This window comes from Shewanella algicola (genome assembly GCF_014648035.1).
Taxonomy (GTDB): domain Bacteria; phylum Pseudomonadota; class Gammaproteobacteria; order Enterobacterales; family Shewanellaceae; genus Shewanella; species Shewanella algicola.
On sequence record NZ_BMQI01000017.1, the window covers coordinates 44,504 to 57,479 of the forward strand.

Below are 12,976 nucleotides of genomic sequence, written 5' to 3' on the forward strand. Positions count from 1 at the left end.
ACAGGTGACAACATGGTAGACTCACGGCTAGCATTTACCATAATAAATTAGTGTAAAAGAGAACTTTCGATGTTAAAGATTTACAATAGTATTAGTCGTGAAAAACAAGAATTTAAACCAATAAATCCTGGCAAAATTGGCATGTACGTATGTGGCGTGACAATTTACGATTTATGTCATATTGGTCACGGACGTACTTTTGTATCGTTTGACATGATAGTCCGTTACTTACGCTACAGTGGTTATGAGGTTAATTTTCAGCGTAACATTACCGATGTTGATGACAAAATTATCAAGCGTGCCGCTGAAAACAACGAGTCATGTGAAGCGCTAACAGAGCGTTTGACCGCTGAAATGCACCGCGACTTTGATTCGTTAAACATGTTACGCCCCGATTTTGAGCCTCGCGCAACTTTGCACATGCCTGAAATTATCGACATGGTGCAACTACTTCTTGACCGCGGTCATGCCTATGTCGCGCCTGATGGTGATGTGTTGTTTAGCGTGTCATCTTACAAAGACTATGGCCGTTTATCTGGCCAGAATCTTGACCAGCTACAGGCCGGCGCCCGAGTTGAAGTAGACCAAAGCAAACAAAACCCAATGGATTTTGTCTTGTGGAAAATGTCTAAGCCGGGTGAACCTACTTGGGATTCGCCATGGGGACCAGGTCGCCCAGGTTGGCACATTGAATGTTCAGCAATGAACAGCAAACATTTAGGTGTGCATTTTGATATTCATGGCGGCGGCAGTGATTTGCAGTTCCCGCATCATGAAAACGAAATTGCGCAGTCTTGCTGTGCCCACGACACGCCTTATGTTAACTATTGGATGCATTCTGGCATGGTGATGGTTGATCGCGAGAAAATGTCTAAATCATTAGGTAATTTCTTTACCATTCGTGACGTGCTTGAACATTACGACCCAGAAACAGTGCGTTACTTTTTGTTGTCAGGCCATTACCGTAGCCAGCTAAATTATTCTGAAGACAATTTAAAACAAGCTCGTGCAGCGCTAGAGCGTTTATATACGGCGCTTAAAGATTTAGATTTAACCATTGCCCCTGCTGATGCTGAACAATACGTTACTAAGTTTAAGCACGCGATGGATGATGATTTTAATACACCAGAAGCATACTCTGTGTTGTTTGATATGGTCAGAGAAATCAACCGTCTTAAACTGACTGATATGGCTGCTGCATCAGCCTTAGGCGTAAGTCTTAAGCAGTTAACGGATGTATTAGGGTTGATTAGCCAAACGCCAGAAGCATTTTTCAAAGGTGAGGGGACAGATGATGAAGTGGCGGAGATAGAAGCCCTAATCGTTGAGCGTAACCGCGCCAGAACCGAAAAAGATTGGCCAGCAGCTGATGTCGCACGTGATCGTTTAAACGAGCTTGGGGTGATTTTAGAAGACGGCCCAGCAGGCACCACGTGGCGTAAAAAATAGTTCTAAATTGTTATAAACAAAAAGCCTGCAAAAATTGCAGGCTTTTTTGTATATCAGCTATGGCTCAACTGATAAGGAGTAAATTAGCTATGGTATTTCTCGCAAGCATATAACGTGTTTTCTAATAAACTCGCAATCGTCATAGGACCTACGCCGCCAGGGACGGGAGTAATAAATGCCGCATTTTGCGCCGCCACATCATATTCAACATCACCGACTAAACGGCCGTCTTCTGTACGGTTAATACCAACATCAATGACAATGGCACCAGGTTTAATCCATTCTCCAGGTATAAACCCAGGTTTACCGACAGCAACCACTAATAAATCAGCCTGGCGCACTTTTTGTTCTAAATTTTTAGTAAAACGATGACAGGTGGTCGTGGTGCATCCTGCTAACAAAAGCTCTAACGTCATTGGACGACCGACAATGTTCGACGCCCCTACAACCGTTGCATCTAATCCATAAGTATCGATGCCTGTAGACTTGATTAACGTCATAATACCCATCGGTGTGCATGAGCGCAGCACAGGGATGCGCTGAGCTAAACGGCCCACGTTATAAGGATGAAAACCATCAACGTCTTTATCAGGTCGAATACGCTCAATCACTTTAGAATCGTCAATATGCTCAGGCAATGGCAGTTGCACTAAAATGCCGTCTATTTGAGGGTTATCGTTGCATTGGTCAATTAATGCTAATAACTCAGATTCAGATGTGCTTGTGTCAAGATCAAATGATTGCGATTCAAATCCGACTTCTTCACAAGCGCGGCGCTTACTACCTACATAAACCTGTGACGCAGCATCGCTACCCACTAAAATAACTGCGAGTCCTGGTGCCCGAAGGCCAGCTTCTTTTCTCGCGGCGACTTTTTGTTTAAGGGTACTGCGAATAGATTGTGCAATGGCTTTACCGTCAATAAGTTGAGCAGTCATGGCTGTAGAGTTTCCTTTGAATGGCGCAGGTTGTGGCTGGTGTGTAAATCGGGAGTATTCTAACAGGCGATTAAAAGAGTGTCATTTGCTAGACAAGGAAATACAGTGAATAAACTATTCGCTCTTTGATGCTAATCACTCTTTTTGCTGTTAAATTCAACATATAGACAATTAGCTCAAAAAAATCGTTGACGATAACAAAGTGACTCGTTAAGATGCGCTCCGTTCTCGAGACAACATGGTTACAGTGTATTGCTGCGATATGTTGAGAATAGATATACTCGGTGATTAGCGCAGCCCGGTAGCGCATCTCGTTTGGGACGAGAGGGTCAGAGGTTCGAATCCTCTATCACCGACCAAATTCAATTATTTGTTTATGTGCTAACTAAACAAATAATCAAACAAGTGTTAAGCTTGTTTAGCCAGACAGGAAACAGCAAATTGCTGTACCATGCGCCCGTAGCTCAGTTGGATAGAGCACCCGCCTTCTAAGCGGGTGGTCGCAGGTTCGAGCCCTGCCGGGCGTACCATTTCAGTGGTGATTGTAGCTCAGTTGGTAGAGTCCCGGATTGTGATTCCGGTTGTCGTGGGTTCGAGCCCCATCAGTCACCCCATTCTTCTTTGAATAAATCACATATTAGGCTGCAAGTAAGTCAGAATGTGACACATCATCAAAGAAGCCTTCGTGTAAAGTATTTTATCGTTTACCTCACAAAGCATTTAGCGCATTAAACGTGCAAACACGTCAAAATGGCTTAAAGTCGACCTTTTTATCGCTTAAATCGCCCTTTTCAGGCTCGACTATGCGAAAAACGGTAGCTATAATGTCGCGTCTTGATAAATATCAACAATAAGCTACCTGAACCAACAGCGTTTTCAGCATCATAATATCGCTGTGCTGGTGGCCTTAGCTAAACACACGGTCAAGAAACGAATATCAAATAGTTGAGTTGTCGACTATTACAAAGAACGTTAGACATATTTCGAGGTAAAACAATGCAAGTTTCTGTTGAAACAACTCAAGGCCTAGAGCGTCGCCTAACTATTTCTGTACCTGCTGAGCAAATCGAGAAATTGGTTAAAGACAACGTATTACGCGAAGCAAAGCGTGCACGTCTTCCTGGTTTCCGTCCTGGCAAAGTACCAGTCACTGAAATCAACAAGCGTTATGGTAAAGCCATTCGTCAAGACATCACTGGTGAAGTGATGCAACGTAACTTTATCGAAGCAATTGTAGCTGAAAAATTAAACCCAGCAGGCGCGCCAGTATTTACTCCTGGTGCTACTGAAGGTGACACGTTTGAATTCGTAGCTACGTTTGAAGTCTATCCAGAAGTTGCCTTAACGGGTTTAGATACGATTGCCGTTGAACAGCCACACGCTGACGTAAACGAAGCAGACGTTGATACAATGATTGAAACATTACGTAAGCAACACGCAACTTATGCTGTTGTTGAACGTGAAGCTGCTGATAGCGACAAAGTTAAAATGAACTTTGTGGGTTCTATCGACGGTGAAGAGTTTGAAGGCGGCAAAGCCGACGATTTCGAACTTCAAATCGGTTCAAACCGTATGATCCCTGGTTTTGAAACAGGCGTTGTTGGTCATAAAGCCGGCGACGAATTCGAAATCGAAGTGTCATTCCCAGAAGACTACCACGCTGAGAACTTGAAAGGCAAAGCGGCTAAATTCGCTATTACCTTAACTGAAGTTCAAGGTGCAAGCTTACCAGAAGTGAATGATGAATTTGCTTCACTATTTGGCATCGCAGAAGGCGGCTTAGAAGCGCTTAAAGCTGAAATCCGTAAAAACATGACTCGCGAGCTAGAGCAAGCGCTTAAAGCTAATGTTAAAGAGCAAGTGATTACTGGTTTACTAGCCGCTAACGAAATTGCTATCCCTAAAGCGCTTGTAGATGGTGAAGTTGACGTTTTACGTCAGCAAGCTATGCAACGTTTTGGTGGTCAAACTGAAAACATGCCTGAGCTTCCAGCTGAATTATTCACTGAGCAAGCAGAGCGTCGCGTTAAGATTGGTTTGCTATTAGGCGAAGTGATCAAAACTAACGAGCTTAAAGCTGAAGACGATCGCGTTAATGCATTGATCGAATCTATGGCTTCTGCGTATGAAGATCCATCTGAAGTTGTAGCTTACTACAACTCAAACAAAGAACTCATGCAAAACATGCGCAATGTAGCGCTTGAAGAGCAAGCTGTTGAAGCCCTACTAAAATCGGCTCAAGTAACGACAAAAGAAGTTGCTTTTGAAGAATTTATGAACAAGGCTACAGGCAAAGCGTAAGCTAAGCTTGACTTAACAAGGCGTTCGCCATTTATAATGGCTCGTATGAGGTTCCTCATGCGGGCCATTTTTATTTTTAGGGAAATGAATAATGCATAAAGCACCAGAATCAGTACTCAATGCGCTTGTACCTATGGTTGTTGAACAAACAGCGAAAGGTGAACGTTCTTACGATATCTATTCTCGTTTATTAAAAGAACGTGTTATTTTTTTAGTTGGCCAGGTTGAAGAACATATGGCTAACCTCATTGTGGCCCAATTATTATTCTTAGAGTCAGAGAGCCCAGACAAAGATATCTATCTTTATATCAACTCGCCAGGTGGCTCGGTCACTGCGGGTATGGCTATTTATGACACCATGCAATTTATTAAGCCAAACGTCAGTACTGTATGTATTGGCCAAGCGGCAAGTATGGGGGCATTCTTATTGGCTGGCGGCGCAGAAGGGAAGCGTCATTGCTTACCTAACTCACGCGTGATGATCCACCAACCATTAGGTGGTTTCCAAGGTCAAGCATCAGACATTGCTATTCATGCCCAGGAAATTTTAGGCATTAAAAATAAGTTAAACCAAATGCTAGCTGAACACACAGGTCAACCGCTCGAAGTTGTAGAACGAGACACAGACCGTGACAACTTTATGAGTGCATCACAAGCGGTAGAATACGGCCTAGTAGATTCAGTATTAACAACCCGTAGTTAATACAGGCTGATTTTTTGCTGTGACTGGGTTATTCTTCATTCTAATGAACGAATAATCCAGATATACAGCCAGTATGCATATCGACAAGCAGAGCTCAGATGTAATGTCTAGGCTGCAACCAGAGGTAGAATAATGGGCGATAACAAAAATAACGGTGACAGCAGCAAATTGCTGTACTGCTCTTTTTGCGGAAAAAGTCAGCATGAAGTGAGAAAACTGATTGCTGGCCCATCGGTATACGTGTGCGATGAATGTGTTGATTTATGTAATGACATCATCCGAGAGGAAATCAAAGAGATTTCGCCTAAGCGTGATGAAGATAAATTACCGACACCACATGAGCTGCGCCAGCATTTAGACGACTACGTCATTGGCCAGGACCAGGCTAAAAAAGTATTGGCTGTTGCGGTATACAATCACTACAAACGCTTACGTAATGGCACGGTCAAAGATGGTGTAGAGCTTGGTAAAAGTAACATTTTGCTTATTGGTCCTACCGGTAGTGGTAAAACCTTGCTGGCTGAAACTTTAGCTCGGTCACTTAACGTGCCGTTTACCATGGCAGATGCAACCACATTAACCGAAGCCGGTTATGTGGGGGAAGATGTAGAAAACATCATTCAGAAGCTACTGCAAAAATGTGATTACGACGTTGAGAAAGCTGAGCGTGGCATCGTTTATATCGATGAAATCGACAAAATTAGCCGCAAATCAGACAACCCATCGATCACCCGTGATGTATCTGGTGAAGGTGTGCAGCAAGCCTTGCTTAAGCTCATTGAAGGCACTGTTGCTTCTGTGCCGCCACAAGGCGGCCGTAAACACCCACAGCAAGAGTTTTTACAGGTTGATACCTCTAAAATTCTGTTTATTTGTGGTGGTGCATTCGCAGGACTTGAAAAAGTGATTGAGCAACGTGCTCACACTGGCACTGGTATCGGTTTTGGTGCAGAAGTGAAAGGCGAAGCTGACAAAGCAACGATTTCACAGGTTTTAGGCAAAGTAGAACCTGGCGATTTAGTTAAATTTGGTTTAATTCCTGAATTTATTGGTCGTTTACCTGTTCTAGCAACACTAACAGAGTTAGATGAAGCTGCACTTGTACAGATTTTATCTGAGCCTAAAAATGCGTTGACTAAGCAGTATGGCGCGTTGTTTGAAATGGAAAACGTGGAACTTGAGTTCCGCGAAGATGCATTACAAGCCATTGCTCATAAAGCCATGTCACGTAAAACCGGTGCGCGTGGATTGCGTTCAATTGTTGAAAGCATCTTGCTTGATACCATGTACGACATTCCATCAACAGAGGGTGTCATTAAAGCGGTCATTGATGAGTCTGTGGTTAAAGGCGAATCTGCACCTATTTTAATTTACGAAAACACCGATACTCAGGCGGCTTCAGGCGAACAATAATTGTTCTAAAGGCTAATAAACTGAAAAATAAGGAGTCCATTGGGCTCCTTTTTTCGTATTGGCCATTGAAACTGACAACAACACCCCAATATACTCAGTATTAGTCTATTTCATTAAACGGAATCGAGCCATGACCCAAGAGCGTGAAGCGCATATCGAACTCCCCGTATTACCACTGCGAGATGTGGTGGTTTATCCACACATGGTAATTCCGCTATTCGTAGGACGGGAAAAATCCATTCGTTGCCTAGAATCGGCAATGGAACAAGACAAACAAATTTTACTGGTCGCTCAGCGTGATGCTGATTTAGACGAGCCAGGCAAAGACGATATTTTTGATATCGGTACTGTAGCGTCTATTTTGCAGCTATTAAAACTTCCTGATGGCACAGTTAAAGTGCTCGTTGAAGGCGGTCAGCGTGCTAAAATTACCCGTTACACTCAAGAAGAAGAATTCTTCGCAGCTACAGCCGAATACCTTGAATCGCAAGCATTAAGCGACAAGGAAGAAGAAGTACTGGTCCGCAGTGCTATCGGTCAATTTGAAGGCTACATCAAACTCAATAAAAAGATCCCACCTGAAGTGCTTACTTCATTATCGGGTATTGATGAAGCTGCGCGTTTAGCCGATACCATGGCTGCGCACATGCCGTTAAAGCTTGAAGACAAGCAATCGGTATTAGAAATGATCAATGTCGGCGAACGTCTTGAATATTTAATGGCGATGATGGAATCGGAAATCGACTTATTGCAAGTTGAAAAACGAATCCGTACCCGCGTTAAAAAGCAGATGGAAAAAAGTCAGCGCGAATACTATTTGAATGAGCAAATGAAAGCCATTCAAAAAGAGTTAGGCGACATTGACGAAAGCCACGACGAATTTGAAGTATTAGCGCGTAAAATTGAAGAAGCTGGCATGCCAAGCGATGCCAAAGAAAAAGCCAGTGCTGAACTCAATAAACTGAAAATGATGTCACCGATGTCAGCAGAAGCGACGGTTGTTCGCAGTTATGTTGATTGGATGACGTCAGTGCCTTGGAAGCAACGCTCTAAAATTAAGCGTGACTTAGCCAAAGCGCAAGAAGTGCTCGACACTGACCATCACGGTCTTGAAAAAGTCAAAGAGCGCATTCTTGAATATTTAGCGGTACAAAGCCGAGTTAAGCAACTTAAAGGTCCAATCTTGTGTTTAGTCGGACCACCAGGTGTCGGTAAAACCTCACTAGGCCAATCCATTGCGAAAGCGACGGGTCGTAAGTATGTACGCGTAGCATTAGGCGGCGTGCGTGATGAAGCTGAAATTCGTGGTCATCGCCGTACTTATATTGGTTCAATGCCAGGTAAAGTTATTCAAAAAATGGCTAAAGTGGGCGTTAAAAACCCATTATTCTTACTTGATGAAATCGACAAGATGAGTTCTGACATGCGTGGCGATCCATCGTCGGCATTATTAGAAGTACTCGATCCTGAGCAAAACGCGACCTTTAACGACCATTACTTAGAAGTCGATTACGATTTATCTGATGTCATGTTCGTGGCAACGTCTAACTCAATGGATATTCCAGGTCCGTTACTTGACCGTATGGAAGTCATCCGTTTAGCGGGTTACACCGAAGATGAAAAGCTGAACATTGCTAAGCAACATTTATTGCCAAAGCAAGTTGAGCGTAATGGTCTTAAAGCTAAAGAGATCAATGTTGATGACAGTGCCATTTTAGGCATCATTCGCTATTACACCCGTGAAGCCGGTGTGCGTTCATTAGAGCGTGAACTCTCTAAGATATGCCGAAAAGTGGTTAAGCAAATTTTGTTAGACAAAACCGTTAAAGTGGTTGAGGTCAATCAAGATAACCTTAAGTCATTCCTAGGCGTGCAACGTTTCGACTTTGGTAAAGCGGAATCAAGCAACCAAATTGGCCAGGTAACTGGGCTTGCTTGGACACAGGTTGGCGGTGATTTATTAACAATCGAAGCCACCTCGGTAGCGGGTAAAGGTAAGCTAACCTATACCGGTTCGCTTGGCGATGTTATGAAAGAGTCGATTCAAGCTGCAATGACGGTTGTGCGTGCTCGCGCTGAAAACTTAGGTATTAACGGCGACTTTTATGAAAAACGTGATATTCACGTGCATGTACCTGAAGGCGCGACACCAAAAGATGGCCCATCAGCTGGCGCGGCAATGTGTACTGCGTTAGTTTCTAGCTTAACCGGTAATCCTGTGCGCAGTGATGTCGCCATGACAGGTGAAATAACCCTACGTGGTGAAGTGTTACCGATTGGTGGATTGAAAGAAAAGTTACTGGCAGCACATCGCGGTGGCATTAAACACGTGTTGATTCCTAAAGAAAATGAGCGCGATTTGGAAGAAATTCCAGCAAATGTAATTGCTGATTTAACCATTCATCCTGTGCGTTGGGTTGATGAAGTCTTGAAATTGGCGCTTGAGCGACCGGTTGAAGGCTTCGAAGTGGTTAAAAAATAGCTTGTTAGTTAAAAAATTGCTGTAGAGCATAAAAAAAATGAAAAAAGGGGCTTAACAAAACGCTGACCTGTGGTAGCCTAGGTCTGTGGAGAGTCAGGCGCACCAAGCCCTTGGGGCATCTGACTTTGAGCTGTATCCAATTTCATTTTTTTGGTTTTCATACTAAGTTTGATGTGTTATCAAACTTATTACAATAAAGCCTCCGCAGACCGCTCTAAACACGGATTTGGTTGCGGCGCGACAATAACATTCAAGGGGATGACATGAACAAATCTGAACTAATCGAGAAAATCGCATCTGGTGCTGATATTTCTAAAGCTGCTGCTGGCCGCGCACTAGATTCTTTTATCGCTGCTGTTACTGAAGGTCTTAAAGAAGGCGATAAGATTTCTCTAGTTGGTTTTGGTACATTTGAAGTACGTCAACGTGCTGAGCGTACTGGCCGTAACCCACAAACGGGTAAAGAAATTAAAATTGCTGCTGCGAACATTCCTGCGTTCAAAGCTGGCAAAGCGCTAAAAGACGCTGTTAACTAATCATTAGCAACGTAGCCTTTGTAAGGCATTCGTAAATACAAGCACTGCTTATGCAGTGCTTTTTACGAAAAGCAATATTGTTATGCAAAGCATAATGAATATTGGGAGTATTGGGTCATACCCGTGGTAGCGTCTGATAACTCCATATAATTTACATTAAGGCGCATCCACAAGGTGATGCGCCTTTTTATTTTATTAATCGCAACAAGCGAGAATTCAGATGTTAGAAAAAATCCGTGAAGGCTCACAAGGAGTTGTTGCTAAAACAATTCTTGTCCTTGTGATACTTTCTTTTGCTTTTGCCGGTGTGAGTAGCTATTTAGGCTCTAATACTGGTGTTCCAGCCGCAATCGTTAATGGTGAAGAAGTTAGCGCTAGCGAATTGGAAAATGCTTTCCAAAATGAACGCTCACGCATTGAGCAGCAGTTAGGTGAAATGTTTAATGCATTAGCCGCTGATGACAATTACATGAATGGTATTAAACAAGGTGTATTAGACCGTTTAGTGGCCGACAAGCTAATTGATCAAGCTGCAAGCAAATTAGGTTTGCGTGTTTCTGATGATCAAATTAAAAAAGCCATCATTGAAGAACCTGCATTTCAAACTGATGGTAAATTTGATAATGAGCGCTACTTAGCGGTACTGCGTCAATTAGGTTATCAAACCACCAGTTTCAGGAATATGATGCGTGTCGATATGACACGTCGTCAGTTATTAAATGCAATTGTTGGCAGTGAGTTTGTATTAGACGGCGAAGCTAAACAGCTTGCCCAAGTACAAGGTCAAACTCGTGATATTCGTTATTTAGTTGTTGACTCTACACCGTACTTATCAAGTGTTTCAGTGTCAGATGAAGAAGCTAAAACTTATTATGACGCTAACTTAGCTCAATTTATGAGCCCTGAACAAGTCAGCGTAGAGTACGTTGAACTTAACGCTGTGGATATGGCTCAAAATAGCCAAATAACAGACGAAGAAGTTAAAGCCTATTATGACGAGAACCAATCACAATACCAAACAGCTGAAAAACGCTTAGCTGCACACATTTTTGTTGCGGCAACTGACGATGAAAGTGCTGACCAAGCAAAAGCTGATGCGATTGTTGCGAAGTTAAACCAAGGCGAAGATTACGCAGAAGTGGCTAAAACTGACTCTGATGACCAGTTAAGTGCTGAACAAGGCGGTCAATTAGATTGGTTTGAGCAAGGCGTGATGGATCCTGCATTTGATGAGGCATTATTTGCGCTACAACAAGACCAGGTATCGCCAGTGGTTAAGAGTGAGTTTGGTTACCACATCATCAAGTTACTTGACGTGCAAGCAAGCCAAGCGACTGCATTTGATGATGTAAAAGCTAAAATTGTGGCTCAGCTGCAAGAGAATGCAGCATTAGATGTGTTTTATGGTCTACAAAGCAAACTGGCTGATACCAGCTATGAGATCCCAGATACCTTAATTGATACTGCGCAAGCAGTAGATGCTAAAGTGCAAACTACAGCGTTGTTCTCGCGTGATAACGTGCCAGCTAAATTCAATAACCCTGAGTTTATTAAAGCGGCATTCTCTGACCAAGTATTGGCCAGTGGCATGAACAGTGACGTGATTGAGTTAGCGCCTAACCATGTGGTTGTTATTCGTGTAAAACAACATAACATGGCAGGAACGCAACCATTTGCTGACGTTAAAACGGCTATCGTAGATCGCTTAAAACAAGATAAAGCTAACGAAACTGCACGCGAAAATGCAGCAGAGTTTATGGCTCAGTTAAAAGCGGGGAACGACACATTAACAGGTGCAACATTAACATCGTTACCAGGTCTTGGCCGTTTCAATCAAGATATTGACCAAGCCATCACTAACAAAGCTTTCAAGATTGCCGCGCCAGCTGCAAACAGTGTATCAATTGATACTGCTGCACTAGCAACAGGGTACGCAGTGATTGTGGTTGATAAAGTGAATGAAGCTCAAGGCATTAACGACAATTTAATTAATACCCTTAAGCAACGCTTAGCACCACAAAACAGCGAAGCAGATTACCGTGCTGTGATTGCTACACTTAAAGCTGATGCTGAAATTGAGTATCCAGTAGTTGAATAATTAAATGACAATGAATTGCGTTAATCTCATTAACGTCAATTCGTTTTAGTCAGTTAAATTAGTGAAATAGAAAAGACCTAGGCATACTGTCTAGGTCTTTTTATTTTAGGTCATAAGGAAAACAAGTGAGCCATAAACTCGATCAAGCATTTGAAAAAGCACTCGCCTATATCGATTCTAATATTGCAGCTCCACTGAATATTGATACCCTGGCAACGGTTGCAGACCTGCCATCGTGTCATTTTCAACACTTGTTTTACTCGCTATACCGTTTGTCGATTGAGGAATACGTCGAGTTACTTAAAAGTTTGCAGGCAGCTCATCAATTGGGGTTTGGCGAACAAATTTCACTTGAGGCTATCGCGACCAATTTAGGTTATAACAATGAAGCAGACTTTGTTGACTCGTTCACTCATAGTATTGGTCAAAGCCCACAGTCATTCAGGCAAGCGCCCGATTGGAACAATTTCTTTGCCAAACAACAACCGCTTAAATCGTTTCAGTCACCTCAGGATGGAATGCTCACTGCTGATGTTGAAATAGTGTCAATGGATGCCTTAACGCTGGCTAGCGTTACGCACAATGGCCCTGGCAAGGCAATGCCTAAGACGATCGAACGTTTTATTCAATGGCGGCAAAAATACGCAGTGGGGCCTAACGTTGGTCGAACGTTTAATCTAGTGCACAGTCTGCCACAAGCGCAGCCATATCATATGGATATTGGCGTCTCACTTGATGAAGCAACATATTCGAGGTTAGCGTCAACGGGCTTAACACAAGAGGGTATTGAGACCAACATTATTGTTGCTGGTCGTTATGCAAAGTTATCGGTAACAACCGATAAGCAAAATAGCAATATCAATGCGCTGTTGCATGCTGGAGTTGATTACCTTTACCGTATTTGGTTAAACGAGCAGTTATATTCATTACGCAATAGCCCATTGATGTTTGAACGCCTTAACGTTGTCCAAGTTGCTGAGCCCGGCACCGAACTGCAACAAGCAGTCGATATCTACTTACCTTTACAATAGCTTTAGCGTTTTTAGTCAATGAGCC

The 12,976-nt window shown here is 43.0% G+C and carries 9 protein-coding genes and 3 tRNA genes; 11 read left to right on the forward strand and 1 reads right to left on the reverse strand.

What is annotated here, in order from left to right; all coding sequences use genetic code 11:
• Window positions 1–69: 69 nt before the first annotated feature.
• Window positions 70–1,449 carry a cysteine--tRNA ligase gene (gene cysS / locus IEY42_RS09220; protein WP_188924971.1) on the forward strand — a complete coding sequence of 460 codons (1,380 nt, stop codon included), beginning with the start codon at window positions 70–72 and terminating at the stop codon, window positions 1,447–1,449.
• Between the two features lie 83 nt (window positions 1,450–1,532).
• Here the strand turns inward: cysS and folD are convergent, their stop codons facing one another.
• Window positions 1,533–2,387, reverse strand: coding sequence for a bifunctional methylenetetrahydrofolate dehydrogenase/methenyltetrahydrofolate cyclohydrolase FolD (gene folD / locus IEY42_RS09225; RefSeq protein ID WP_188924972.1), 855 nt, complete (start codon window positions 2,385–2,387; stop codon window positions 1,533–1,535).
• Window positions 2,388–2,669: 282 nt separating this feature from the next.
• Here folD and IEY42_RS09230 point away from each other — a divergent pair.
• From IEY42_RS09230 to IEY42_RS09275, 10 genes are all read left to right on the forward strand, one after another.
• Window positions 2,670–2,746, forward strand: a tRNA-Pro gene (locus tag IEY42_RS09230).
• Window positions 2,747–2,840: 94 nt separating this feature from the next.
• Window positions 2,841–2,917: transfer RNA gene (locus IEY42_RS09235), tRNA-Arg, on the forward strand.
• An 8-nt stretch (window positions 2,918–2,925) separates the two neighbouring features.
• Window positions 2,926–3,001, forward strand: a tRNA-His gene (locus IEY42_RS09240).
• A gap of 382 nt (window positions 3,002–3,383) precedes the next feature.
• A complete protein-coding gene (gene tig, locus IEY42_RS09245; protein ID WP_188924973.1) occupies window positions 3,384–4,688 on the forward strand; it encodes a trigger factor in 1,305 nt (434 codons plus the stop codon).
• A 91-nt stretch (window positions 4,689–4,779) separates the two neighbouring features.
• Window positions 4,780–5,391, forward strand: coding sequence for an ATP-dependent Clp endopeptidase proteolytic subunit ClpP (gene clpP / locus IEY42_RS09250; RefSeq protein ID WP_188924974.1), 612 nt, complete (start codon window positions 4,780–4,782; stop codon window positions 5,389–5,391).
• A gap of 132 nt (window positions 5,392–5,523) precedes the next feature.
• Window positions 5,524–6,804 (forward strand): ATP-dependent protease ATP-binding subunit ClpX, encoded by a 1,281-nt coding sequence (gene clpX / locus IEY42_RS09255; protein WP_188924975.1) that lies wholly within the window; start codon window positions 5,524–5,526, stop codon window positions 6,802–6,804.
• 130 nt (window positions 6,805–6,934) lie between these two features.
• A complete protein-coding gene (lon, locus tag IEY42_RS09260) occupies window positions 6,935–9,286 on the forward strand; it encodes an endopeptidase La (RefSeq protein ID WP_188924976.1) in 2,352 nt (783 codons plus the stop codon).
• Between the two features lie 263 nt (window positions 9,287–9,549).
• Complete coding sequence (gene hupB / locus IEY42_RS09265) at window positions 9,550–9,822, forward strand: nucleoid-associated protein HU-beta (protein ID WP_160053351.1); 273 nt, start codon at window positions 9,550–9,552, stop codon at window positions 9,820–9,822.
• A 220-nt stretch (window positions 9,823–10,042) separates the two neighbouring features.
• A complete protein-coding gene (locus IEY42_RS09270) occupies window positions 10,043–11,920 on the forward strand; it encodes a SurA N-terminal domain-containing protein (RefSeq protein WP_188924977.1) in 1,878 nt (625 codons plus the stop codon).
• 125 nt (window positions 11,921–12,045) lie between these two features.
• Window positions 12,046–12,951 carry an AraC family transcriptional regulator gene (locus IEY42_RS09275; protein ID WP_188924978.1) on the forward strand — a complete coding sequence of 302 codons (906 nt, stop codon included), beginning with the start codon at window positions 12,046–12,048 and terminating at the stop codon, window positions 12,949–12,951.
• Window positions 12,952–12,976 lie beyond the last annotated feature (25 nt).